Genomic DNA, 24,107 nt, shown 5'->3' with positions numbered 1-24,107 from the left:
GGCCTTACTGCCTCGGCCCCGCCTCAGGACAGCGGCTCGCGCGGCTCTACGCCCAGTCGTCCGGCTCCGGTTCCACGTCGGGCTCCTCCGGCCACTCCCCGGGGTCGTCCGAGGGCCCGTCCGAGAGCTCAGAGGCGGCAGTGCCCGGCGTCGCGGAGCCGGTCAGGCCCGCCAGGACCCCGATCACACCCTCGCCGTACGTCGCCAGCTTCTTCTCGCCCACCCCGCTGATACCGCCCAGCTCGCCCACGGTGGACGGCCACACGGTCACGATCTCTCTCAGCGTGGCGTCGTGGAAGATCACATAGGCCGGTACGCCCTGTTCCCGCGCCTGCTCCGCGCGCCAGGCGCGCAGTGCCTCGAAGGCCGGGAGCAGGTTCTCCGGCAGCTCCGCCGCGGCGGTCTTCGCCTTGCTCTTCCCGGCGGAACCGGACGAGGCGGACCGGGACGTCACCGGCTTGGGCGGCTCCTTGCGCAGCGGCACCTCCCGCTCGCGCCGCAGCACGGACCCGCTGCCCTCGGTCAGCACCAGGGTGCCGTAGTCCCCCTCGACCGCGAGCAGGCCCTGCGCGAGCAACTGCCGGATCACGCCCCGCCATTCGCCCTCGGTCAGCTCCTCACCGATACCGAAGACGGAGAGCTGGTCGTGGTCGAACTGGATCACCTTCGCGGTGCGCTTGCCGAGCAGGATGTCGACGATCTGCACCGCCCCGAACTTCTGCCCGCGTTCGCGCTGCAGGCGCACGACCGTCGACAGCACCTTCTGCGCGGCGACGGTGCCGTCCCAGGTCTCGGGCGGCGTGAGGCAGGTGTCGCAGTTGCCGCAGCCCGTGGGGTCTGCGTCCTGGCCGAAGTAGGCGAGGAGCTGGCCCCGTCGGCACTGTGCCGTCTCGCACAGCGCGAGCATCGCGTCGAGGTGGGCGGCGGCGCGCCGCCGGAAGGCCTCGTCGCCCTCGCCGGACTGGATCAGCTTGCGCTGCTGTATGACGTCGTTGAGGCCGTAGGCCATCCACGCCGTGGACGGCAGCCCGTCGCGTCCGGCCCGGCCGGTCTCCTGGTAGTAGCCCTCGACCGACTTCGGCAGGTCCAGGTGGGCGACGAACCGCACGTCCGGCTTGTCGATGCCCATGCCGAACGCGATCGTCGCCACGACGACCAGCCCGTCCTCGCGCAGGAAACGGGACTGGTGCGCGGCACGGGTCCCGGCGTCCAGGCCCGCGTGGTACGGCACCGCCTCGACGCCGTTGCGGCTGAGGAACTCCGCTGTCTTCTCGACGGAGTTGCGCGACAGGCAGTAGACGATGCCCGCGTCCCCGGCGTGCTCCTCGCGCAGGAAGGCCAGCAGCTGCTTCTTCGGGTCCGCCTTCGGCACGATCCGGTACTGGATGTTGGGCCGGTCGAAGCTCGCCACGAAGTGCCGGGCCGACGGCATGTTCAGCCGCTGGGTGATCTCCTGGTGCGTGGCCCGGGTGGCGGTCGCGGTGAGCGCGATCCGCGGGACGTCCGGCCAGCGCTCGCCGAGCACCGACAGCATCAGGTAGTCGGGGCGGAAGTCGTGGCCCCACTGGGAGACACAGTGCGCCTCGTCGATGGCGAACACCGAGATCTTGCCGCGCGAGAGCAGGTCCAGGGTGGTGTCCAGGCGCAGCCGCTCCGGGGCGAGGTAGAGCAGGTCCAGCTCCCCGGCCAGGAACTCGGCCTCCATCACGCGTCGCTCTTCGAAGTCCTGCGTGGAGTTGATGAATCCGGCCCGTACACCCAGCGCCCGCAGCGCGTCGACCTGATCCTGCATGAGCGCGATCAGCGGGGAGACCACGATACCCGTGCCGGGTCTGACCAGGGCCGGGATCTGGTAGCACAGCGACTTGCCGCCGCCGGTCGGCATGAGGACGACGGCGTCGCCGCCGGCCACCACATGCTCGATGACCGCCTCCTGCTCCCCCCGGAAGGCCTCGTAGCCGAAGATCTTGTGGAGCGTGGTCAGTGCCTCGCTCCCGGCTGTCGCTGTCATTGCACCGATCCCGCCCGTCCCGCCCATCGTCGTGCCCCCCGTACGTCGCTCCTCGACCACTGCGTCCACGATAGGGGTCCGCACCGACAGCGCCGGAGTTATCCACAGGCTCGTGGAATCACGTTCGGTAGTCATGCCAATGGCCCCTGTCATCTGGCAGCGCCCGGACGGCCGGGACATGCTCGGCGGGCGGGACACGCGCCGGCAGGGCAGGGGAGGTCCGCCCGGTTCCCGCCCTCTTCGTACGGGTGTGCCGTTCGGGCGCGCCCGTCCCCTTCGTGCGGGGTGCGCCGTTCGGGCGCGCCCTCCCCCTCAAGGAGTCACAGCATGGCCTCTCGCTCCCTCAAGGCCGTCCTCACCACCGCGCTGGCCGCGTCCTTCGCCCTGGCCGCCGTGCCCGGTCAGGCCGCCGCGGCGCCCGATCCGTTCGTCTGGACGGATCTGACCCCGACGTACAACGCGACCGGGAAGTACGCCTACGAGCCCTTCGCCGCGTCGGGCGGATACGAGCGGACCGACGAGTGCGTGCCGAACATGGGCTACCACTACGTCAACCCGGCGTACCTCAATTCCCTCGATCCGGCGACGCCCGCGGCGCTGCTGTACGAGGACGGCAAACACGGCAGGGAACTGTTCGCGGTGGAGTGGGTCGTCGAGGACAAGGGCCAGGCGACTCCCGAACTGTTCGGGCGGAAGTTCGACGAGGGCCAGCTGCCCGGTCACTTCACGCTCCACGCCTGGATCTACAAGCACAACCCGGACGGACTGCTGGAAGGCTTCAACCCCAAGGTGAAGTGCCCCAAGGCTTGACGGCCTGAAGGCCTGACCGTCCGAAGGACTGACCGTCCGAAGACCTGGCCGGACACGCATCAGGGCCCCGGCTCCCCTCTCGGGAACCGGGGCCCTGGTGCGACCCGCTCGCGTCAGCGCACGAACACCCCTGCGTCGCTCGCGAGCTCAAGGAAGTACTGCGGCGCCACACCGAGCACCACCGTGACCGCCACGCCGACCCCGATCGCGGTCATCGTCAGCGGCGACGGCACCGCCACGGTCGGGCCCTCGGGCCTCGGCTCGCTGAAGAACATCAGCACGATGACGCGGATGTAGAAGAACGCCGCGATCGCCGACGAGATCACACCGACCACGACCAGCGGGGCCGCCCCGCCCTCCGCCGCCGCCTTGAACACCGCGAACTTGCCCGCGAACCCGGAGGTCAGCGGGATGCCCGCGAAGGCCAGCAGGAAGACCGCGAACACGGCCGCCACCAGCGGCGAACGCCGGCCGAGCCCCGCCCACTTCGACAGGTGCGTCGCCTCGCCGCCCGCGTCCCGGACCAGGGTGACGACCGCGAAGGCGCCGATGGTCACGAAGGAGTAGGCGGCCAGGTAGAAGAGGACCGAGGAGATGCCCTCCGGCGTGGTGGCGATGACACCGGCGAGGATGAAGCCCGCGTGCGCGATCGACGAGTACGCCAGCAGCCGCTTGATGTCGGTCTGCGTGATCGCGACGATGGCGCCGCCCAGCATGGTGATGATCGCGACGGCCCACATCACCGGCCGCCAGTCCCAGCGCAGGCCGGGCAGCACCACGTACAGCACCCGCAGCAGCGCGCCGAACGCGGCCACCTTGGTCGCCGCCGCCATGAAGCCGGTCACCGGGGTCGGCGCACCCTGGTACACGTCCGGCGTCCACATGTGGAAGGGCACCGCGCCGACCTTGAACAGCAGGCCCATGACCAGCATGGCCGTGCCGATCAGGAGCAGCGCGTCATTGCCCATGGTGTCCGCCAGCGCCGGGTCGACGCTGGTCAGGGTGCCGTCGACGACCTGGGCGATGGTCGCGTAGGACACCGAGCCCGCGTAGCCGTACAGCAGCGCGATGCCGAACAGGGTGAACGCGGAGGCGAACGCGCCGAGCAGGAAGTACTTCACGGCCGCTTCCTGCGACATCAGCCGCTTGCGGCGGGCGAGTGCGCACATCAGGTACAGCGGCAGGGAGAAGACCTCCAGCGCGATGAACAGCGTCAGCAGATCGTTGGCCGCCGGGAAGACCAGCATGCCCGCGACCGCGAAGAGCAGCAGCGGGAACACCTCGGTGGTGGTGAACCCGGCCTTCACCGCGGCCTTCTCGCTGTCGCTGCCCGGCACGGAGCCGGCCTGTGCGGCGAAGGAGTCGACCCGGTTGCCGTGCGCCGCCGGATCCAGGCGCCGCTCGGCGAAGGTGAACAGGCCGACCAGACCGGCCAGCAGGATCGTGCCCTGGAGGAAGAGGGCGGGACCGTCGACGGCGATGGCGCCCATCGCCGCGATGCCCGCCTTCGTGGTGCCGTACCCGTCGGCCGCGAGCGCGACCACCGCGGCGAACGCGGCGACGAGCGCGACGGCGGAGACGAACACCTGGGCGTAGTAACGGGACTTGCGCGGGACGAGCGCCTCGATCAGCACGCCGACCACCGCCGCGCCGACGATGATCAGCGTGGGCGACAGCTGTCCGTATTCGATCTTCGGCGCGTCGATCTTCGAGATCGGATCGGCTGCGGTTGTCCACAGGCTGTGGACGGCTGATGCGCTCACTTGGCCGCCTCCACCTCGGGCTGGGGGTCCTTCTTCTGTACGTCGGACATGGTCTGCTCCACCGCCGGGTTGACGATGTCCGTGACGGGCTTCGGGTAGACGCCCAGGAAGATCAGCAGCACGACCAGCGGTGCGACGACCGCCAGCTCCCGCACCCTGAGGTCGGGCATCGCCGAGACCTCGGGCTTGACCGGGCCCGTCATCGTCCGCTGGTACAGCACCAGGGTGTAGAGCGCGGCGAGCACGATGCCGAAGGTGGCGATGATGCCGACCACCGGGTACCGCGTGTAGGTGCCGACCAGCACCAGGAACTCACTGACGAACGGGGCGAGTCCGGGCAGCGACAGCGTCGCCAGACCGCCGATCAGGAAGGTGCCGGCGAGCACCGGGGCGACCTTCTGCACCCCGCCGTAGTCCGCGATGAGCCGCGAGCCGCGCCGGGAGATCAGGAAGCCCGCCACCAGCATCAGCGCGGCCGTGGACAGGCCGTGGTTGACCATGTACAGCGTCGCGCCCGACTGGCCCTGGCTGGTCATCGCGAAGATGCCCATGATGATGAAGCCGAAGTGCGAGATCGACGCGTATGCCACCAGGCGCTTGATGTCGCGCTGGCCAACCGCCAGCAGCGCGCCGTAGATGATGCTGATCAGCGCGAGGACCAGGATGGCGGGCGTCGCCCACTTCGACGCCTCCGGGAACAGCCCGAGGCAGAAGCGGAGCATCGCGAAGGTGCCGACCTTGTCCACGACCGCGGTGATCAGCACGGCGACCGGGGCGGTGGCCTCGCCCATGGCGTTGGGCAGCCAGGTGTGCAGCGGCCACAGGGGCGCCTTCACCGCGAAGGCGAAGAAGAAGCCCAGGAACAGCCAGCGTTCGGTGCTGGTGGCCATGTCCAGCGAGCCGTTGGCGCGGGCCTCGGCGATCTCGGGGAGCGAGAAGTTCCCCGCGACCACGTACAGGCCGATCACCGCGGCCAGCATGATCAGACCGCCGGCCAGGTTGTAGAGGAGGAACTTCACCGCGGCGTACGACCGCTGGGTGGAGGCCGCCTCCTCGCCGTGCTCGTGGGCACGGTCCCCGAAGCCTCCGATGAGGAAGTACATCGGGATGAGCATGGCCTCGAAGAAGATGTAGAAGAGGAAGACGTCGGTGGCCTCGAAGGAGAGGATCACCATCGCCTCGACGGCCAGGATCAGGGCGAAGAAGCCCTGCGTCGGCCGCCACCGCTTGCTGCCGGTCTCCAGCGGGTCGGCGTCGTGCCAGCCCGCGAGGATCACGAACGGCATCAGCACCGCGGTCAGCGCGATCAGGGCGACCCCGATGCCGTCCACGCCGAGGTCGTAGCGGACCCCGAACTCACTGATCCAGGCATGGGATTCGGTGAGCTGGTAACGGTCGCCGTCCGGGTCGAAGCGGACCATGATCACGACGGCGAGCGCGAGCGTGGCGAGGGAGAAGAGCAGCGCCAGCCACTTGGCGGCGGTGCGCCGCGCGGCCGGCACGGCGGCCGTGGCGACCGCCCCGATCGCGGGGAGCGCCGCCGTCGCTGTCAGCAGGGGAAAGGACATCGGTATCAGACCGCCCTCATCAGCAGGGTCGCGGCGACCAGGAGTGCCGCACCGCCGAACATCGAGACCGCGTACGACCGCGCGTAGCCGTTCTGGAGCCTGCGCAGCCGTCCGGAGAGGCCGCCGACCGAGGCCGCCGTGCCGTTGACGACGCCGTCGACCAGGGTGTGGTCGACGTAGACCAGGGAGCGGGTGAGGTGCTCGCCGCCGCGGACCAGGACGACGTGGTTGAAGTCGTCCTGGAGCAGGTCGCGCCGGGCGGCCCGGGTGAGCAGCGACCCGCGCGGGGCGACGGCCGGCACCGGACGGCGCCCGTACTGGACGTACGCGACGGCCACGCCGATGACCATGACGGCCACCGTGGAAGAGGTGACCGCGGCCGCGCTGAGCGGGGAGTGGCCGTGCTCGAAGCCGGTGATGGGCTCCAGCCAGTTCACGAAGCGGTCGCCGATGCTGAACAGGGCGCCCGCGAAGACCGATCCGAAGGCCAGCACGATCATCGGGATGGTCATGGAGCTGGGCGACTCGTGCGGGTGCGGCTCGGCATGCTCGCCCTGGTGCTCGGCGGCCGGTTCCACGTTCGGCTCGGCCGGGGAGGCGGTCTCCCGGTTCCGCCAGCGCTCCTCACCGAAGAACGTCATCAGCATCACGCGCGTCATGTAGTACGCGGTGATCGCGGCGCCCAGCAGGGCGCAGCCGCCGAGGATCCAGCCCTCGGTGCCGCCCTTGGCGAACGCCGCCTCGATGATCTTGTCCTTGGAGAAGAAGCCGGACAGGCCCGGGAAGCCGATGATGGCGAGGTAGCCGAGACCGAAGGTGATGAAGGTGATCGGCATGTACTTGCGCAGGCCGCCGTACTTCCTCATGTCGACCTCGTCGTTCATGCCGTGCATGACCGAACCGGCGCCGAGGAAGAGCCCGGCCTTGAAGAAGCCGTGGGTCACCAGGTGCATGATCGCGAAGGCGTAGCCGATCGGGCCGAGGCCCGCGGCGAGGATCATGTAGCCGATCTGCGACATGGTCGAACCGGCCAGCGCCTTCTTGATGTCGTCCTTCGCGCAACCGACGATCGCACCGAACAGCAGCGTGACCGCGCCGACGATGGTGACGACCAGTTGCGCGTCCGGGGCGGCGTCGAAGATCGCGCCGGAGCGGACGATCAGGTAGACGCCCGCCGTCACCATGGTGGCCGCGTGGATCAGGGCCGAGACCGGGGTCGGGCCCTCCATCGCGTCCCCGAGCCAGGACTGCAGCGGCACTTGGGCGGACTTGCCGCAGGCGGCGAGCAGCAGCATCAGGCCGATGGCGGTGAGCGTGCCCTCGGAGGCGTCGCCCGCCACTCCGGGCGTCTCCTCGCTGCCGAGGAGCGGGCCGAAGGCGAAGGTCCCGAAGGTGGTGAACATGATCATGATCGCGATCGACAGACCCATGTCGCCGACGCGGTTGACCAGGAACGCCTTCTTCGCCGCGGTGGCGGCGCTGGGCTTGTGCTGCCAGAAGCCGATCAGCAGGTAGGAGGCGAGACCGACGCCCTCCCAGCCGACGTACAGCAGCAGGTAGTTGTCGGCGAGGACCAGCAGGAGCATCGCCGCGAGGAACAGGTTCAGATAACCGAAGAAACGGCGGCGGCGCTCGTCGTGCTCCATGTACCCGACCGAGTACAGGTGGATCAGCGAGCCGACACCGGTGATCAGCAGGACGAACGTCATCGACAGCTGGTCGAGGCGGAAGGCGATGTCCGCCTGGAAGCCCTCCACCGGGATCCAGCTGAACAGGTGCTGGGTCAGCGTCCGGTCGGTGGCGTCCTTGCCGAGCAGGTCGAAGAAGAGGACAGCGCCGAACACGAAGGACAGGGACGCCAGCAGCGTGCCGATCCAGTGCCCGACGGCGTCCAGGCGCCGGCCGCCGCACAGCAGGACCGCCGCTCCAAGCAGGGGCGCCGCGATGAGCAGCGCAATCAGGTTCTCCACGATTCAGCGACCCCTTACAGCTTCATCAGGCTGGCGTCGTCGACCGAGGCCGAGTGGCGGGAACGGAACAGCGACACGATGATCGCGAGCCCGACCACGACCTCCGCGGCGGCGACGACCATCGTGAAGAAGGCGATGATCTGGCCGTCGAGGTTGCCGTGCATCCGGGAGAAGGCGACCAGCGAGAGGTTGCAGGCGTTGAGCATCAGCTCGATGCACATGAACACCACGATCGCGTTGCGCCTGATCAGTACGCCGGTGGCGCCGATGGTGAACAACAGGGCCGCGAGATAGAGGTAGTTGACCGGATTCACTTGGCCGCCTCCCCACTGTTGGTGCGCTGCAGGCGTTCCTCGGCGCGCTGTTCCAGGGCCTTGAGGTCGTTGATCGCCTCGGTGGACACGTCCCGGACCTGGCCGCGCTCCCGCAGGGTCTTGCTGACGGTGAGCTCCGACGGGGTGCCGTCGGGCAGCAGGCCCGCGATGTCCACGGCGTTGTGCCGGGCGTAGACACCGGGCGCCGGGAGCGGCGGCAGGTGTGTGCCCTTGCGCACCCGCTCCTCGGCGAGCTCGCGCTGGGTCTTGGCGCGCTCGGTGCGCTCCCGGTGGGTGAGCACCATCGCGCCGACGGCGGCGGTGATGAGCAGGGCGCCGGTGATCTCGAAGGCGAAGACGTACTTGGTGAACAACAGGGCGGCCAGGCCCTCGACATTGCCGTTCGCGTTGGCCTGGGCGAGGCCGTTGAACTCCGACAGGGAGGCGTTGCCGATCCCGGCGAACAGCAGGACCGCGAAGCCGAGGCCGCACAGCAGGGCCAGCCAGCGCTGGCCCTTGATGGTCTCCTTCAGGGAGTCCGCCGCGGTCACGCCGACCAGCATCACCACGAACAGGAACAGCATCATGATCGCGCCGGTGTAGACGACGATCTGCACGATGCCCAGGAAGTAGGCGCCGTTGGCGAGGTAGAACACCGCCAGGATGATCATGGTCCCGGCGAGGCAGAGGGCGCTGTGCACGGCCTTCTTCATGAAGACGGTGCACAGGGCGCCGATCACCGCGATCGTGCCGAGGACCCAGAACTGGAACGCCTCTCCGGTGGAGGTGGAGTAGGCGGCGAGCTGCGCGCTCATGCCTGCACCTCCTCTTCCTCTGGCTTCTCGCCCTTGGAGACGGCCACTTGGCGCTCGGTGCCGGGCGCCGCCTCGGTCACCAGGCCCCGGTAGTAGTCCTGCTCGTCGGTGCCGGGGTAGATCGCGTGCGGCGTGTCCACCATGCCGTCCTCAAGACCGGCGAGCAGCTGCTCCTTGGTGTAGATGAGGTTGGCGCGGCTGGAGTCGGCCAGTTCGAACTCGTTGGTCATCGTGAGCGCGCGCGTGGGGCACGCCTCGATGCACAGGCCGCACAGGATGCAGCGGGCGTAGTTGATTTGGTAGACGCGGCCGTACCGCTCGCCGGGCGAGTAGCGCTCCTCGTCGGTGTTGTCCGCGCCCTCGACGTAGATCGCGTCGGCGGGGCAGGCCCAGGCGCACAGTTCACAGCCGACGCACTTCTCCAGACCGTCCGGATGGCGGTTGAGCTGGTGCCGTCCGTGGAAGCGCGGAGCGGTGGTCTTCTGCTGTTCCGGGTACTGCTCGGTCAGCCGCTTCTTGAACATGGCCTTGAAGGTCACGCCGAAGCCGGCCACCGGGTTCAGGAAACCGGGCTTGGTCTCCTTGGGCTCCTCAGCCATCGGACGCCTCCTTTCCATCCAGAGATCCGTCGTCACTCTGAGTATTCACCCCGCCACTGACAATGAGCTCCCGCTCCCGGCGCGAACGACGCCTGGGCACGGGGGGCAACTCCTGTCCGGGCAGCGGTGGCACGGGGAATCCGCCCGCCATCGGATCGAAGTCGGCGGCCGCGGCGGCCTTCTCCTCCTCCTTCGGCTTGCCGCGGAACATGTCCACGACGAAGGAGAGGACCAGCAGCACCAGGACGCCGCCGCCGATGTAGAGGGCGATGTCGGCGAAGTCGTAGTTCTCGTTGCGCAGTGTCCGCACGGTCGCCACGAGCATCAGCCAGACCACGGAGACCGGGATGAGGACCTTCCAGCCGAGCTTCATCAGCTGGTCGTAGCGGACCCGGGGCAGGGTGCCGCGCAGCCAGATGAAGAAGAACAACAGCAGTTGGACCTTGATCGTGAACCAGAGCAGCGGCCACCAGCCGTGGTTCGCGCCCTCCCAGAAGGTGGAGACGGGCCACGGAGCCCGCCAGCCGCCGAGGAAGAGCGTCACCGACACCGCCGAGACCGTCACCATGTTCACGTACTCGGCGAGCATGAACATCGCGAACTTGATCGACGAGTACTCGGTGTTGAAGCCGCCGACCAGGTCGCCCTCGGACTCCGGCATGTCGAAGGGGGCGCGGTTGGTCTCGCCGACCATCGTGACGACGTAGATGATGAAGGAGACCGGCAGCAGGATGATGTACCAGCGGTCCTGCTGCGCCTCGACGATCGCCGAGGTCGACATCGAGCCGGAGTAGAGGAAGACCGAGGCGAAGGCAGCGCCCATGGCGATCTCGTACGAGATCATCTGCGCGCAGGAGCGCAGGCCGCCGAGCAGCGGGTAGGTCGAGCCGGAGCTCCAGCCCGCCAGCACGATGCCGTAGATGCCGACCGAGGCGACCGCGAGGATGTAGAGCATCGCGATCGGCAGGTCGGTGAGCTGCATCGTGGTGCGGGTGCCGAAGATCGAGATCTCGTTGCCCGCGGGGCCGAAGGGGATCACCGCGATCGCCATGAAGGCCGGGATGGCCGCGACGATCGGCGCGAGGATGTAGACCACCTTGTCCGCGCGCTTGACGATGAGGTCTTCCTTCAGCATCAGCTTGATGCCGTCGGCGAGCGACTGGAGCATGCCCCAGGGGCCATGCCGGTTGGGGCCGATGCGCAGCTGCATCCAGGCGACGACCTTGCGCTCCCACACGATGGAGAACAGCACGGTCACCATCAGGAAGGCGAAGCAGAACACCGCCTTGATGACGACCAGCCACCAGGGGTCCTGGCCGAACATCGAGAGGTCTTCAGCGGCGAGGTACGGGCTCATGCCTCCACCTCCTTCGGGGCCTCGGACGTGGGCGTCGCCGGGCCGATGCGGACGAGGGTGCCGGGCCGCGCCCCGGTGTCGGAGGCGACGCCGCCGCCAGTGGAGTTCATCGGGAGCCACACCACACGGTCGGGCATCGCGGTGATCTGCAGCGGGAGTTCGACCGTCCCGGCGCTGCCGGTGACCGCGAGGACGTCGCCGTCCTTCACGCCCGCCTCGGCGGCGGTGGCGGCCGACACGCGCGCGTGGGCGGCGTGCCGGGTCCCGGCGAGCGCGTCCTCGCCGTCCTGGAGGCGGCCCTGGTCGAGCAGCAGGCGGTGCCCGGCCAGTACGGCCTCCCCGGCGGCGGGCCGCGGCAACGGCACACCGGTCTCCAGGGGTTCACCGGCCCGCGGGCCGTCCCAGGCGCCGAGCCGGTCCAGCTCGGCGCGCAGGGTCCGCAGATCCGGCAGGCCCAGGTGTACGTCCATGGCGTCGGCCAGCATCTGCAGGACGCGGGCGTCGGTCGGGGGCAGGCGGCGGGTCATCTGCTCGGGCTTGAGCGCGGCCTCGAACGGACGCAGCCTGCCCTCCCAGTTGAGGAAGGTGCCCGCCTTCTCCACCACTGCGGCGACCGGCAGGACCACGTCGGCGAGTTCGGTGACCTCGCTGGGCCGCAGCTCCAGCGAGACCAGGAACCCTGCCTCGGTGAGGGCCTCACGCCCGCGTGCCGGGTCGGGCAGGTCGGCGATCTCCACTCCGGCGACCACCAGGGCCTGGATCTCGCCGTTGGCGGCGGCCTCCACGATCTGGCTGGTGTCCCGGCCGAAGCGGTGCGGGAGTTCGGCGACGCCCCAGGCGGCGGCGACCTCCTCACGCGCGCGTGGATCGGTGGCGGGACGGCCGCCCGGCAGCAGCGAGGGCAGCGCCCCCGCTTCGATGGCGCCGCGTTCACCGGCCCGGCGCGGGATCCACACCAGCTGGGCGCCGGTCGCGGACGCGGCCCGTACCGCCGCGGTGAGACCGCCGGCCACCGCGGCCAGCCGTTCGCCGACCACGATGACCGCGCCCTCGGCGCGCAGCGCCTCCGCGGCCCGCGCGCCGTCCTCCTCCAGGCCGACCCCGCTCGCCAGCGCGTCCAGCCACTCGGTCTCGGTGCCGGGGGCGGCGGGGAGCAGCGTGCCGCCCGCCTTCTCCAGACCGCGCGTGGCGTGCGTGGCCAGCGAGAAGACCTTCTGGCCGTGCTTGCGCCAGGCCTTGCGCAGCCGCAGGAAGACGCCGGGCGCCTCCTCCTCGGCCTCGAACCCGGCGAGCAGGACCGCGGGCGCCTTCTCCAGGGCGGTGTAGCTGACGCCCGTGCCGTCCAGGTCGCGTCCGCGTCCGGCGACCCGGGCAGCCAGGAAGTCGGCTTCCTCGCCGCTGTGCACGCGCGCGCGGAAGTCGATGTCGTTCGAGTCGAGCGCCACGCGCGCGAACTTGCTGTACGCGTAGGCGTCCTCGACGGTGAGACGACCACCGGTGAGGACCGCGGCCCGGCCGCGCGAGGCGAGCAGTCCCTGCGCGGCGATCTGGAGGGCCTCCGGCCAGGACGCCGGGACCAGTTCGCCCTCGGGGTTGCGCACCAGCGGCGTCTCCAGCCGGTCGCGCATCTGCGCGTACCGGAAGGCGAAGCGGCCCTTGTCGCAGATCCACTCCTCGTTGACCTGCGGGTCGTTGGCCGCCAGGCGGCGCATGACCTTGCCGCGCCGGTGGTCGGTGCGGGTGGCGCAGCCGCCGGAGCAGTGCTCGCACACGCTCGGCGAGGACACCAGGTCGAAGGGGCGGGAGCGGAACCGGTAGGCGGCCGAGGTGAGCGCGCCGACCGGGCAGATCTGGATGGTGTTGCCGGAGAAGTACGACTCGAAGGGGTCGCCCTCACCGGTACCGACCTGCTGGAGCGCGCCCCGCTCGATCAGTTCGATCATCGGGTCGCCCGCGACCTGGTTGGAGAAGCGGGTGCAGCGGGCGCACAGCACGCACCGCTCGCGGTCGAGCAGCACCTGTGTGGAGATCGGCACGGGCTTCTCGTAGGTCCGCTTGCGTCCGTCGAAGCGGGACTCGGCCTGGCCGTGCGACATCGCCTGGTTCTGCAGCGGGCACTCACCGCCCTTGTCGCAGACCGGGCAGTCCAGCGGGTGGTTGATGAGCAGGAGCTCCATCACACCCTTCTGCGCCTTCTCCGCGACCGGAGAGGTCAGATGGGTCTTGACGACCATGCCGTCGGTGCAGGTGATGGTGCAGGACGCCATCGGCTTGCGCTGGCCCTCGACCTCGACGATGCACTGGCGGCAGGCGCCGGCCGGGTCGAGGAGCGGGTGGTCGCAGAAGCGCGGGATCTCGATGCCGAGCTGTTCGGCGGCCCGGATGACCAGGGTGCCCTTGGGCACGCTGATCTCCACGCCGTCGATGGTCAGCGTGACGAGATCTTCCGGCGGGACCGCCGCCTCGCCGCCTCCGGAGGGAGCGCTGGTGGTCACCGTCATGCGTTCACCTCCGTGTGCTTGTCCGCCCAGGCCGTGGACTTGGCCGGGTCGAAGGGGCAGCCGCGGCCCGTGATGTGCTGCTCGTACTCCTCGCGGAAGTACTTCAGCGAGGAGAAGATCGGCGAGGCGGCACCGTCGCCGAGGGCGCAGAAGGACTTGCCGTTGATGTTGTCGGCGATGTCGTAGAGCTTGTCGAGGTCGTTCATCGTGCCCTTGCCGGCCTCGATGTCCCGCATCAACTGCACCAGCCAGTAGGTGCCTTCACGGCAGGGTGTGCACTTGCCGCAGGACTCGTGGGCGTAGAACTCGGTCCACCGGGTGACGGCGCGTACGACGCAGGTCGTCTCGTCGAAGCACTGCAGCGCCTTGGTGCCGAGCATGGAACCGGCGGCGCCCACTCCCTCGTAGTCCAGCGGGACGTCGAGGTGCTCGTCGGTGAACATCGGCGTGGAGGAGCCGCCCGGCGTCCAGAACTTCAGCCGGTGGCCGGGCCGCATCCCGCCGCTCATGTCGAGCAACTGGCGCAGGGTGATGCCGAGCGGGGCCTCGTACTGGCCGGGGCTGGCGACGTGGCCGCTGAGCGAGTAGAGCGTGAAGCCCGGGGACTTCTCGCTGCCCATCGACCGGAACCAGTCCTTGCCCCGATTCAGGATCGCGGGAACCGACGCGATCGATTCGACGTTGTTCACCACAGTCGGGCAGGCGTAGAGGCCCGCGACAGCAGGGAAAGGAGGACGGAGCCGCGGTTGTCCACGGCGGCCTTCGAGCGAGTCGAGAAGTGCGGTCTCCTCACCGCAGATGTACGCCCCGGCGCCGGCGTGCACGGTGAGTTCGAGATCGAGGCCGCTGCCCAGAATGTTCTTGCCGAGGTAGCCGGCCGCGTAGGCCTCGCTCACGGCCGAGTGCAACCGCCGCAGCACGGGGACGACTTCACCACGCAGATAGATGAAGGCATGCGACGACCTGATGGCATAACACGCGATGACAATGCCCTCGATGAGGCTATGCGGGTTCGCGAACAGGAGCGGGATGTCCTTGCACGTCCCGGGCTCCGATTCGTCGGCGTTGACAACTAGATAGTGCGGTTTTCCATCTCCCTGGGGAATGAACTGCCACTTCATTCCGGTGGGGAATCCCGCGCCGCCGCGCCCGCGCAGTCCGGAGTCCTTCACATAGGCGATGAGGTCGTCCGGCGACATGGCGAGCGCCTTGCGGAGTCCCTCGTACCCCTCGTGCCTTCGGTAGACGTCCAGCGTCCAGGACCTGTCCTCGTCCCAGAAGGCCGACAGCACGGGTGCGAGCAGCTTCTCGGGGCTGGTGTCTTTCAGCTCGGGTGCCAAGGTCATCACTCCCCCTCCTCGGCGGCGGGCCCGGCCGGGTGTGCCGGGTCGGAGGCCGATGTGTCCTGCGGCGCGTCGTGCGAGCTCGTGTGCTCCGTCGGTGACGGCTCGGGCATCGCCCTGTCCTGCGGCTCCTCATGAGGTCCGCCGTCGCGCGGGTGCACCACCCGCGCGGGAGCGGTCTCCCCCTTGGCCAGCTTGAGGCCCACCAGCGAAGCGGGTCCCGCGCTTCCGGTGGCCTCGACTGCCCCGTCCCGCTCGTCGGGAAAGCCCGCCAGGATCCGGGCCGTCTCCTTGAAGGTGCACAGCGGCGCCCCGCGCGTGGGAGTCACCTGCTCTCCCGCGCGCAGGTCGTCGACCAGGCGCTTGGCGCTCTGCACGGTCTGGTTGTCGAAGAACTCCCAGTTGACCATCACGACCGGCGCGAAGTCGCAGGCCGCGTTGCACTCGATGTGCTCCAGGGTGACCTTGCCGTCGTCGGTGGTCCCGCCGTTGCCGACTCCGAGGTGCTCCTGGAGCGCCTCGAAGATCGCGTCGCCGCCCATCACCGCGCAGAGGGTGTTGGTGCAGACGCCGACCTGGTAGTCACCGCTCGGCCGCCGCCGGTACATCGTGTAGAAGGTGGCGACGGCGGTGACCTCGGCCGTGGTCAGGTTCAGCATGTCCGCGCAGAACTGCATTCCGGTGCGCGTGACATGGCCCTCCTCGGACTGCACCAGGTGCAGCATCGGAAGGAGCGCGGACCGGGAGTCGGGGTAGCGGGCGATGATCTCGCGCGCGTCCCGCTCCAGCCGGGCTCGTACGTCGTCCGGGTAGTCGGGCGCGGGCAGTTGGGGCATGCCCAGGCTGACGCCCTGCTCCGAAGAACTGGTGGTCACCGGTCGACGCCTCCCATCACGGGGTCGATGGACGCGACGGCGACGATGACGTCGGCGACCTGGCCGCCCTCGCACATCGCCGCCATGGCCTGAAGGTTGGTGAAGGACGGGTCACGGAAGTGGACCCGGTAGGGACGCGTGCCGCCGTCGGAGACCGCGTGCACGCCGAGTTCGCCCTTGGGGGACTCGACCGCCGCGTACGCCTGTCCCGGCGGAACGCGGAAGCCCTCGGTGACCAGCTTGAAGTGGTGGATCAGGGCCTCCATGGAGGTGCCCATGATCTTCTTGATGTGGTCGAGGGAGTTGCCGAGACCGTCGGGTCCGAGCGCGAGCTGCGCGGGCCAGGCGATCTTCTTGTCGGCGACCATGACCGGCCCGGGCTGCAGCCGGTCCAGGCACTGCTCGACGATCCTGAGCGACTGGCGCATCTCCTCCAGGCGGATCAGGAAGCGGCCGTAGGCGTCGCAGGTGTCCGCGGTCGGGACATCGAAGTCGAAGGTCTCGTAGCCGCAGTAGGGCGAGGTCTTGCGCAGGTCGTGCGGCAGGCCGGTGGAGCGCAGGATCGGGCCCGTCGCGCCGAGGGCCATGCAGCCGGCGAGGTCGAGGTAGCCGATGTCCTGCATGCGGGCCTTGAAGATGGGGTTCCCGGTGGCGAGCTTGTCGTACTCCGGGAGGTTCTTCTTCATCTTCTTCACGAACTCGCGGATCTGGTCCACCGCGCCGGGCGGCAGGTCCTGGGCGAGTCCGCCGGGCCGGATGTACGCGTGGTTCATCCTGAGGCCCGTGACCAGCTCGTAGATGTCGAGAATCATTTCACGATCACGGAATCCGTAGATCATGATCGTGGTCGCGCCGAGCTCCATGCCGCCGGTGGCGATGCAGACCAGGTGCGAGGAGAGGCGGTTGAGCTCCATCAGGAGCACCCGGATGAGGGTGGCGCGGTCGGGGACCTGGTCCTCGATGCCGAGGAGCTTCTCGACGGCGAGACAGTAGGCGGTCTCGTTGAAGAAGGACGTCAGGTAGTCCATGCGCGTCACGAACGTGGTGCCCTGCGTCCAGGTGCGGAATTCGAGGTTCTTCTCGATGCCGGTGTGCAGGTAGCCGATGCCGCAGCGGGCCTCGGTGACCGTCTCGCCCTCGATCTCCAGGATGAGCCGGAGCACCCCGTGGGTGGAGGGGTGCTGCGGGCCCATGTTGACGACGATGCGCTCGTCGTCGGCGCGGGCCGCGGACTGGACGACCTCGTCCCAGTCACCGCCGGTGACCGTGTAGACGGTGCCCTCGGTGGTCTCGCGCCCAGTGGCGTGCTGCGTGCTCATGAGTACGACCTCCGCTGGTCCGGAGCCGGGATCTGGGCGCCCTTGTACTCGACGGGGATGCCGCCGAGGGGGTAGTCCTTGCGCTGCGGATGGCCCTGCCAGTCGTCCGGCATCATGATCCGCGTCAGGGCCGGATGACCGTCGAAGACGATCCCGAAGAAGTCGTAGGTCTCGCGCTCGTGCCAGTCGTTGGTCGGGTACACGGAGACCAGCGACGGGATGCGGCGGTCGCTGTCGGGGGCGCTGACCTCCAGCCGGATCAGCCGGTTGTGGGTGATCGAGCGCAGGTGGTAGACGGCGTGCAGCTCGCGCCCCTTGTCGTGGGGGTAGTGGACGCCGCTCACCCCGGTGCACAGCTCGAAGCGCAGGGCCGGGTCGTCGCGCAGGGTGCGGGCGACGCGCACCAGGTGCTCGCGCTCGATGTGGAAGGTGAGTTCGTCGCGGTCGACGACCGTCTTCTCGATGGCGTTTTCGGGGAGGAGCCCCTGCTCCTCCAGGGCGCCCTCCAGCTCGTCGGCCACCTCGTCGAACCAGCCGCCGTAGGGGCGGCTCGCCGGTCCCGGGAGCCGGACCGAGCGGACGAGGCCGCCGTAGCCGGAGGTGTCGCCGCCGTTGTTGGCGCCGAACATGCCGCGCTGGACGCGGATCTCCTCGCCTCCCTCGCCGCGCTGGCCGGGAAGGTTGGAGGCCGCGAGGTCCTTCTCGGGGTTGACCCCGTTGGCGTCGCTCACCGCAGCAGCCCCTTCATCTCGATGGTGGGCAGGGCCTTGAGCGCCGCTTCCTCCGCCTCGCGGGCCGCTTCCTCCGCGTTCACGCCGAGCTTGGAGGACTGGATCTTCTGGTGGAGCTTGAGGATCGCGTCCATCAGCATCTCGGGGCGGGGCGGGCAGCCGGGCAGATAGATGTCGACGGGGACGATGTGGTCGACGCCCTGGACGATGGCGTAGTTGTTGAACATGCCGCCCGAGGAGGCGCAGACCCCCATGGAGATCACCCACTTGGGGTTCGGCATCTGGTCGTAGACCTGCCGCAGCACCGGCGCCATCTTCTGGCTGACCCGGCCGGCGACGATCATGAGGTCCGCCTGCCGCGGTGAGCCGCGGAAGACCTCCATGCCGAAGCGCGCCAGGTCGTAGCGGCCGGCGCCGGTGGTCATCATCTCGATGGCACAGCAGGCGAGGCCGAAGGTGGCGGGGAAGACCGACGCCTTGCGCACCCAGCCCGCGGCCTGCTCGACGGTGGTCAGCAGGAAGCCGCTCGGCAGCTTTTCTTCGAGTCCCATGAGTTAAAGGCCCCTCAGTCCCATTCCAGGCCGCCGCGCCGCCATACGTACGCGTACGCGACGAAGACGGTGAGCACGAAGAGCAGCATCTCCACGAGCCCGAAAATCCCCAGGGCGTCGAAGGTGACGGCCCAGGGGTAGAGGAAGACGATCTCGATATCGAAGATGATGAAGAGCATCGCCGTCAGGTAGTACTTGATGGGGAAGCGCCCGCCGCCGGCCGGCGTGGGGGTCGGCTCGATTCCGCACTCATAGGCTTCGAGCTTGGCCCGGTTGTACCGCTTCGGACCGATCAGCGTGGCCATGACCACGGAGAAGATCGCAAAGCCTGCCCCGAGGGCTCCCAGTACGAGGATGGGCGCATACGCGTTCACCGCTCCTCGCTCCTCTCAGTCGGCACTGACTGCTGGCGGTTGCATCGGACTCGCCACCTGCGTCCCACCCGTCACTCGAATCCAGCTCGTCCCGACCAAGATCGAGAACATGTGAAGCAGGTCACAAGCCCAACTGCCTCGCATCTTATGCCCGCCGCTCTGTGATCTGCGACACGGGGTATTGCACAAGCTTTGTGATCTCCACCACCTGACGAAGGATCATGAAGTCGGATGAGTGGTGATCTTCGTACGCGAGGCATCCAAGTGATCACCACAGGTGACATTTCCGCTCGTCATCGCAGCTCGGAGGGGTCGTCTCAATATCAAGAGACTTCCTCTGCATGCAAATTGGAGATGGACGCGGGGCCCTGCTAGTGAGCCGCGTTCACACATCAGAGGGAGACCCGGGGTGCGGTGTGGACGCGTGCACGCGTTCACGAGCGGCACGGACCGGTCCGCGCGAATGGGGCGCATCGGTTCACGCGAAAGGGACGCATCGGTTCACACGCGCGGGACGCGGCCGTTCCCGTAACCGTTGCGTGACCTCCGCCACATCCATGAGAGGCCGAGGAGAAGCGGGCTTGGCCACCTGACCCAACCAGTGGTAGGCGCGGGGCAATTCGGGCGAACCGATGAAAGCCCGTGATCACGGGCGGGTTGGCGGGCGTCCGCAATGTCCGTTACGGCGTCAATAAAGGCCGAGACGCGCGGGATTCGAGGGGCCGATTGAACAACTGTGGCGCAGGACACGTTTCTTGAAGGTATGGAGGAGCCCCTGATACCGGTTGTTCTCATGTCCCACACCGCTCACATACGCAGCCACCGGAAGCCCCGCCGCACCGGGTCCACGACCCTCGCGATGCGCGCTGGAGTTGCCGGTGGCGTCCTCAGCATGGCAGCGGCGGGTGCGTCGGCCACCGCGAACGCGGCCGAGCCGGTGACGCAGACCATCGAACTGCCCACCCTGACGGCCGACCTGGCCGCTCAGGTCGCGGAGTCGGCGGACGCCACGCAGCAGGCCGCGGCCGGCTACGAGCTCCAGGCCGAGCGCGACGCGGCCGCCGCGGCGGCCGCGAAGGAGGCCAAGGCGGACCTCGCCGAGGCCAAGAAGAAGGCGGAGGCCAAGAAGAAGGCCGCCGAGGAGGCCCGCAAGGAGGCCGCCGAGCGCGCCACCCGGACCGCGGAGCGGGCCACCCTCTCCACCACCAGCACGACCGCCTCGACCACGACCGCCCCCGCGAGCGGCAGCGTCGGCACGGTCATCGCCTTCCTCAAGGCCCAGCTGGGCGACGCCTACGTCATGGGCGCCACCGGCCCCAACGCGTGGGACTGCTCCTCCCTGGTGCAGGCCGCCTTCAAGCAGGTCGGCGTGGACCTCCCGCGCGTCTCCCAGGACCAGTCGATGGCCGGCACCGAGGTCTCGCTGTCCAACCTCCAGGTCGGCGACATCCTCTACTGGGGTGCCAAGGGCTCGGCGTACCACGTGGGTGTGTACGTGGGGAACGGCCAGTACCTGGACGCCGCCAACCCGTCCAAGGGCGTGGTCATTCAGGACCTTTCCGGCTATCCCGCCACGGGCGCCGTGCGCGTACTCTGACGCACGGCCCATATCGGGCACAACCGTACGGACGGGGCCGCAGCCGCTCGGGGGCAGCGGCCCCGTCCGGCGTTCTCCTGAACGCCCGGTGTTTCCCCGCACGGCAGGCCCGTCCACTTGCCGACGACTGCGAGCTTGCGGCCCATCAGGTCAGGGTCGATTTGCGGCTGTTCGTCTACGACTGTCCGGACGACGACGGCGCCCGGCGCGTCGGGGACATCGTCAATCCGGTGCTGGAACGGCTTGAGGCGCCCCACAGGCGGCCGCTGGACGAGGGTGAGGGGTGTCTGTCGGTCCCGGGCGCCGTCATGCCCGTACCGCGCCCTGACCGCGCCGCGGTGCGGGGCGTGGACACGGGCGACGCCCCCGCTCGTCATCATCGAGGGCACCGGCCAGCGGCCCGGCGGGAGGAGGTGTTCGCCCGCCGGGCCGCCAACATCCGGGCACTGAGCGCCTGAGCAGCAGCCGGTAGCGGGCCAACCTGCTCAGGCCGCTTCAGGCCGTTTCAGGGCACTTCGGGCCGTTTCAGGCCTTCGGGGCCACCTTGCTCAGGCCGTTGATGATCCGGTCCATGGCGTCGCCGCCGGTCGGGTCGGTGAGGTTCGCCAGGAGCTTGAGGGTGAACTTCATCAGCATCGGGTGGGTGAGGCCGCGCTGGGTCGCGATCTTCATGACCTTCGGGTTGCCGATGAGCTTCACGAAGGCGCGGCCCAGCGTGTAGTAGCCGCCGTAGGTGTCCTTGAGCACGCGCGGGTAGCGCTGGAGGGCCAGTTCGCGGCTCGCGGGCGTGGGCCGCGCGTGCGCCTGGACGATGACGTCGGCGGCGATCTGGCCGGACTCCATGGCGTAGGCGATGCCCTCACCGTTGAAGGGGTTCACCAGGCCGCCGGCGTCGCCGACGAGCAGCAGGCCCTTGGTGTAGTGGGGCTGCCGGTTGAAGGCCATGGGGAGGGCGGCGCCGCGGATCGGGCCGGTCATGTGCTCGGGGGTGTAGCCCCACTCCTCCGGCATCGAGGCGCACCAGGCCTTGAGGACCTCGCGCCAGTCCAGCTCCTTGAAGGAGTCGGAGGTGTTGAGCACGCCGAGGCCCACGTTGGAGGTGCCGTCGCCCATGCCGAAGATCCAGCCGTAGCCGGGCAGCAGCCGGTCCTCGCCGGGGCCGCGCCGGTCCCACAGCTCCAGCCAGGACTCCAGGTAGTCGTCGTCGTGGCGCGGGGACTCGAAGTAGGTGCGTACGGCGACGCCCATGGGGCGGTCCTCGCGGCGGTGCAGGCCCATCGCCAGGGACAGGCGCGAGGAGTTGCCGTCGGCGGCGACCACGAGCGGCGCGTGGAAGGTGACCTCACGCTTGTCCTCGCCGAGCTTGGCGTGGACGCCGGTGATGCGGCCGGTGCGCTCGTCCACGATCGGGGCGCCGACGTTGCAGCGCTCGTGGAGGCGGGCGCCCGCCTTCTGGGCCTGGCGGGCGAGTTGCTCGTCGAAGTCGTCGCGCTTGCGGACCAGGCCGTAGTCCGGGAAGGACGCGAGGTCAGGCCAGTCGAGCTGGAGCCGGACACCGCCGCCGATGATCCTGAGGCCCTTGTTGCGCAGCCAGCCGGCCTCCTCGGAGATGTCGATGCCCATCGCGACGAGCTGCTTGACCGCGCGGGGGGTGAGGCCGTCACCGCACACCTTCTCCCGCGGGAACTCGGTCTTCTCCAGCAGGAGCACGTCGAGCCCGGCCTTGGCCAGGTGGTACGCGGTGGTGGAGCCGGCTGGCCCCGCGCCCACGACGATCACATCGGCGGTGTTGTCGGAGAGGAGGGGCTCGGTCACGGCGGGATCTCCCCAGAGTTCGAAATCTGCGTGCCGACCGGCACAGGACATGGGCAGTCTATGAGGCAGTAGTGATCACCGGCTGAAGGGCTGCCCCGTGAACCGAGCTCTCCCCGCAGTACGGCTGCGCGTACCCACCGACGAGGACGCGGTGGTCTGGCACCGGATCTTCGACGACCCGGATGTCATGGAGTTCCACGGCGGCAAGTCCGCGGAACTGTCCGTCTACGAGGAGCTCACCGCCCGTCAGCGGCGGCACGACGCCGAGCGCGGGTTCTGCCTGTGGTCCGTGCTGGACGAGTCCGGTGAGGTCGTCGGCTTCACCGGCGCCCAGCCCTGGGAGCGCGACTGGGGTCCCACGGGCGAGATAGAGATCGGCTGGCGCCTCGCGCGGGCGCACTGGGGCAAGGGGATCGTCACGGCGGCGGCGCAGATGACGCTGGAGCGGGTGCGTGCGGCGGGGGTGCCCGGGGTCGTGGCCATGGTGGACGCGGGCAACAGCCGTTCGATCGCGGTGACCCGGCGCCTGGGCATGCGGCTCGCGGAGGTCTTCACGACCCCGACGGCCGGGCGGCAGGGGCACTGCTACCGGCTGGAGCTGACAAGCGGAGCAGCGTGACCCACTTTCACTACGCACAGTAACTGACTGTCACAGAAAGACACTTGACGCTTCCGGGTGGTACCGGGTGGGGGTTACCCTGCCGGTACCGCTGGGGGTGACGTCTGTGTACAAACCGCCCAAGAATTCACACGTGCGCGTGCCACGGCTCGTGGGGCTGATGGCGGTGGACGCGCGCCAGTCGGCCGAGGCGCAGGGCGTGCTGCTGGCTTCTCCCGACCGGCCCGACGTCCATCTCGCCGTCGTCGACTACGTCGTACGGCAGTACCCCCCGCCCGGCGTCGAGGTCCCGCGCGGGGCCGTGGTCACCGTGTGGTTCGACTTCGGGGAGGGCGAGGGCGGCGGAGGGGTACGCGAGCCGCGTCCCACGCGGCCCCCGCGCGGGGGGCTGCAACGGGAACTCGACGAGCCCGGAGGGCATGCGTACGCGGCGTTCGTGGGGTTCGGCACCCGCTGAACCCCGAGACCGGGCCTCAGCTCTCCTTGAAGCCCCGGTGCAGGGCGACCACGCCGCCGGTCAGGTTCCGCCAGGCCACCTTCGACCAGCCCGCCTTCTGCAGGCGCTCGGCCAGCGCTGGCTGGTCGGGCCAGGCGCGGATGGATTCGGCGAGGTAGACGTACGCCTCCGGGTTGGAGGACACCGCGCGGGCCACCGGCGGCAGGGCGCGCATCAGGTACTCGGTGTAGACGGTCCGGAAGGGCGCCCAGGTCGGGTGGGAGAACTCGCAGATGACCACCCGGCCACCGGGCTTGGTCACCCGGTGCATCTCACGCAGGGCGGCGTCGAAGTCCTGCACATTGCGCAGGCCGAAGGAGATGGTGACGGCGTCGAAGGTGTCGTCGCGGAACGGCAGCTTCGTCGCGTCCCCGGCGGTCAGCGGCAGCCAGGGGTGCTTGCGCTTGCCGACCTGGAGCATGCCGAGGGAGAAGTCGCAGGGCACGACATAGGCGCCGGTGCGCGCGAAGGGCAGGGAGGAGGTGGCGGTGCCGGCGGCGAGGTCGAGGACCTTCTGTGCGGGGCGGGCGTCGACCGCCTTGGCGACCTCCTTGCGCCACACCCGGTCCTGGCCGAGCGACAGCACGTCATTGGTCAGGTCGTACCGTTCCGCGACGTCGTCGAACATCGAGGCGACTTCGTGCGGCTGCTTGTTCAGGGAAGCGCGGGTCACGCGCCC

General features: G+C 69.3%; 21 protein-coding genes and 1 pseudogene. 5 read left to right on the top strand and 17 right to left on the bottom strand.

Annotated features, from left to right (window positions below):
- Window positions 1-46 precede the first annotated feature (46 nt).
- Complete coding sequence (gene recQ / locus GA0115233_RS02870) at window positions 47-2,038, bottom strand: DNA helicase RecQ (protein WP_093718434.1); 1,992 nt, start codon at window positions 2,036-2,038, stop codon at window positions 47-49.
- A gap of 300 nt (window positions 2,039-2,338) precedes the next feature.
- On the opposite strand from recQ, the gene GA0115233_RS02865 reads away from it, so the two are divergent.
- The gene (locus GA0115233_RS02865; RefSeq protein WP_093718433.1) at window positions 2,339-2,821 is read left to right on the top strand and encodes a hypothetical protein; all 483 of its coding nucleotides are present in this window, start codon (window positions 2,339-2,341) and stop codon (window positions 2,819-2,821) included.
- Window positions 2,822-2,934: 113 nt separating this feature from the next.
- On the opposite strand, the gene nuoN is transcribed toward GA0115233_RS02865, so the two are convergent.
- The 14 genes from nuoN to GA0115233_RS02795 are packed head-to-tail and all read right to left on the bottom strand — an operon-like array spanning window position 2,935 to window position 18,901.
- Entirely contained in the window at window positions 2,935-4,584 is a 1,650-nt protein-coding gene (gene nuoN / locus GA0115233_RS02860) for an NADH-quinone oxidoreductase subunit NuoN (protein WP_093718432.1), read from the bottom strand.
- Window positions 4,581-6,152, bottom strand: a complete 1,572-nt coding sequence (locus GA0115233_RS02855) for an NADH-quinone oxidoreductase subunit M (RefSeq protein WP_093718431.1) — start codon at window positions 6,150-6,152, stop codon at window positions 4,581-4,583. The genes nuoN and GA0115233_RS02855 overlap by 4 nt, the downstream gene beginning before the upstream one ends.
- Window positions 6,153-6,157: 5 nt before the next feature.
- On the bottom strand, window positions 6,158-8,122 hold the full coding sequence (gene nuoL, locus GA0115233_RS02850) for an NADH-quinone oxidoreductase subunit L (RefSeq protein ID WP_093718430.1): 1,965 nt from the start codon (window positions 8,120-8,122) through the stop codon (window positions 6,158-6,160).
- A 14-nt stretch (window positions 8,123-8,136) separates the two neighbouring features.
- Window positions 8,137-8,436, bottom strand: a complete 300-nt coding sequence (gene nuoK / locus GA0115233_RS02845) for an NADH-quinone oxidoreductase subunit NuoK (RefSeq protein WP_015658544.1) — start codon at window positions 8,434-8,436, stop codon at window positions 8,137-8,139.
- A complete protein-coding gene (locus tag GA0115233_RS02840; protein ID WP_093718429.1) occupies window positions 8,433-9,251 on the bottom strand; it encodes an NADH-quinone oxidoreductase subunit J in 819 nt (272 codons plus the stop codon). Before GA0115233_RS02840 ends, nuoK begins: the two co-directional genes overlap by 4 nt.
- Window positions 9,248-9,850, bottom strand: a complete 603-nt coding sequence (nuoI, locus tag GA0115233_RS02835) for an NADH-quinone oxidoreductase subunit NuoI (RefSeq protein ID WP_093718428.1) — start codon at window positions 9,848-9,850, stop codon at window positions 9,248-9,250. Before nuoI ends, GA0115233_RS02840 begins: the two co-directional genes overlap by 4 nt.
- The gene (gene nuoH / locus GA0115233_RS02830; RefSeq protein ID WP_093718427.1) at window positions 9,843-11,207 is read right to left on the bottom strand and encodes an NADH-quinone oxidoreductase subunit NuoH; all 1,365 of its coding nucleotides are present in this window, start codon (window positions 11,205-11,207) and stop codon (window positions 9,843-9,845) included. Before nuoH ends, nuoI begins: the two co-directional genes overlap by 8 nt.
- Window positions 11,204-13,708 (bottom strand): NADH-quinone oxidoreductase subunit G, encoded by a 2,505-nt coding sequence (locus GA0115233_RS02825; protein WP_093718426.1) that lies wholly within the window; start codon window positions 13,706-13,708, stop codon window positions 11,204-11,206. Before GA0115233_RS02825 ends, nuoH begins: the two co-directional genes overlap by 4 nt.
- Window positions 13,705-15,057 carry an NADH-quinone oxidoreductase subunit NuoF gene (gene nuoF, locus GA0115233_RS02820; protein ID WP_176711621.1) on the bottom strand — a complete coding sequence of 451 codons (1,353 nt, stop codon included), beginning with the start codon at window positions 15,055-15,057 and terminating at the stop codon, window positions 13,705-13,707. Before nuoF ends, GA0115233_RS02825 begins: the two co-directional genes overlap by 4 nt.
- Window positions 15,054-15,926, bottom strand: coding sequence for an NADH-quinone oxidoreductase subunit NuoE (nuoE, locus tag GA0115233_RS02815; RefSeq protein WP_093718424.1), 873 nt, complete (start codon window positions 15,924-15,926; stop codon window positions 15,054-15,056). Before nuoE ends, nuoF begins: the two co-directional genes overlap by 4 nt.
- Window positions 15,923-17,245 (bottom strand): NADH-quinone oxidoreductase subunit D, encoded by a 1,323-nt coding sequence (locus GA0115233_RS02810; RefSeq protein ID WP_093718423.1) that lies wholly within the window; start codon window positions 17,243-17,245, stop codon window positions 15,923-15,925. The genes nuoE and GA0115233_RS02810 overlap by 4 nt, the downstream gene beginning before the upstream one ends.
- Window positions 17,242-17,976: an NADH-quinone oxidoreductase subunit C gene (locus tag GA0115233_RS02805; RefSeq protein WP_093718422.1), complete on the bottom strand. Its 735-nt coding sequence runs from the start codon at window positions 17,974-17,976 to the stop codon at window positions 17,242-17,244. Before GA0115233_RS02805 ends, GA0115233_RS02810 begins: the two co-directional genes overlap by 4 nt.
- Window positions 17,973-18,527 (bottom strand): NuoB/complex I 20 kDa subunit family protein, encoded by a 555-nt coding sequence (locus GA0115233_RS02800; RefSeq protein ID WP_007383964.1) that lies wholly within the window; start codon window positions 18,525-18,527, stop codon window positions 17,973-17,975. Before GA0115233_RS02800 ends, GA0115233_RS02805 begins: the two co-directional genes overlap by 4 nt.
- A 14-nt stretch (window positions 18,528-18,541) precedes the next feature.
- Window positions 18,542-18,901 carry an NADH-quinone oxidoreductase subunit A gene (locus GA0115233_RS02795; RefSeq protein ID WP_003974383.1) on the bottom strand — a complete coding sequence of 120 codons (360 nt, stop codon included), beginning with the start codon at window positions 18,899-18,901 and terminating at the stop codon, window positions 18,542-18,544.
- Between the two features lie 763 nt (window positions 18,902-19,664).
- On the opposite strand from GA0115233_RS02795, the gene GA0115233_RS02790 reads away from it, so the two are divergent.
- On the top strand, window positions 19,665-20,498 hold the full coding sequence (locus tag GA0115233_RS02790; protein WP_093718421.1) for a C40 family peptidase: 834 nt from the start codon (window positions 19,665-19,667) through the stop codon (window positions 20,496-20,498).
- Between the two features lie 116 nt (window positions 20,499-20,614).
- A pseudogene (locus GA0115233_RS02785) lies at window positions 20,615-20,956 on the top strand (peptide deformylase); the annotation flags it as partial.
- A 67-nt stretch (window positions 20,957-21,023) separates the two neighbouring features.
- Here the strand turns inward: GA0115233_RS02785 and GA0115233_RS02780 are convergent.
- Window positions 21,024-22,313, bottom strand: coding sequence for a geranylgeranyl reductase family protein (locus GA0115233_RS02780; protein ID WP_176711620.1), 1,290 nt, complete (start codon window positions 22,311-22,313; stop codon window positions 21,024-21,026).
- A 97-nt stretch (window positions 22,314-22,410) separates the two neighbouring features.
- Between GA0115233_RS02780 and GA0115233_RS02775 the strand changes: the two genes are divergently transcribed.
- Together GA0115233_RS02775 and GA0115233_RS02770 are read left to right on the top strand one after the other, a co-directional pair.
- Window positions 22,411-22,932, top strand: coding sequence for a GNAT family N-acetyltransferase (locus GA0115233_RS02775; RefSeq protein WP_093718419.1), 522 nt, complete (start codon window positions 22,411-22,413; stop codon window positions 22,930-22,932).
- Window positions 22,933-23,065: 133 nt separating this feature from the next.
- On the top strand, window positions 23,066-23,389 hold the full coding sequence (locus GA0115233_RS02770; protein WP_093718418.1) for a PASTA domain-containing protein: 324 nt from the start codon (window positions 23,066-23,068) through the stop codon (window positions 23,387-23,389).
- Window positions 23,390-23,405: 16 nt separating this feature from the next.
- On the opposite strand, the gene GA0115233_RS02765 is transcribed toward GA0115233_RS02770, so the two are convergent.
- Window positions 23,406-24,101 (bottom strand): demethylmenaquinone methyltransferase, encoded by a 696-nt coding sequence (locus tag GA0115233_RS02765; RefSeq protein ID WP_093718417.1) that lies wholly within the window; start codon window positions 24,099-24,101, stop codon window positions 23,406-23,408.
- Window positions 24,102-24,107: the final 6 nt, after the last annotated feature.

The organism is Streptomyces sp. DI166 (assembly GCF_900091315.1).
Taxonomy (GTDB): domain Bacteria; phylum Actinomycetota; class Actinomycetes; order Streptomycetales; family Streptomycetaceae; genus Streptomyces; species Streptomyces fuscus.
This window is presented reverse-complemented; position numbering and strand designations above follow the sequence as displayed.

What these genes read in the sequence shown, in the direction of transcription:
- recQ (WP_093718434.1), bottom strand. Translation starts at nt 2,038, where the DNA reads ATGGGCGGGACGGGCGGGATCGGTGCAATGACAGCGACAGCCGGGAGC.
- GA0115233_RS02865 (WP_093718433.1), top strand. Translation starts at nt 2,339, where the DNA reads ATGGCCTCTCGCTCCCTCAAGGCCGTCCTCACCACCGCGCTGGCCGCG.
- GA0115233_RS02855 (WP_093718431.1), bottom strand. Translation starts at nt 6,152, where the DNA reads ATGTCCTTTCCCCTGCTGACAGCGACGGCGGCGCTCCCCGCGATCGGG.
- GA0115233_RS02840 (WP_093718429.1), bottom strand. Translation starts at nt 9,251, where the DNA reads ATGAGCGCGCAGCTCGCCGCCTACTCCACCTCCACCGGAGAGGCGTTC.
- nuoI (WP_093718428.1), bottom strand. Translation starts at nt 9,850, where the DNA reads ATGGCTGAGGAGCCCAAGGAGACCAAGCCCGGTTTCCTGAACCCGGTG.
- nuoH (WP_093718427.1), bottom strand. Translation starts at nt 11,207, where the DNA reads ATGAGCCCGTACCTCGCCGCTGAAGACCTCTCGATGTTCGGCCAGGAC.
- GA0115233_RS02825 (WP_093718426.1), bottom strand. Translation starts at nt 13,708, where the DNA reads ATGACGGTGACCACCAGCGCTCCCTCCGGAGGCGGCGAGGCGGCGGTC.
- GA0115233_RS02810 (WP_093718423.1), bottom strand. Translation starts at nt 17,245, where the DNA reads ATGAGCACGCAGCACGCCACTGGGCGCGAGACCACCGAGGGCACCGTC.
- GA0115233_RS02800 (WP_007383964.1), bottom strand. Translation starts at nt 18,527, where the DNA reads ATGGGACTCGAAGAAAAGCTGCCGAGCGGCTTCCTGCTGACCACCGTC.
- GA0115233_RS02790 (WP_093718421.1), top strand. Translation starts at nt 19,665, where the DNA reads ATGGAGGAGCCCCTGATACCGGTTGTTCTCATGTCCCACACCGCTCAC.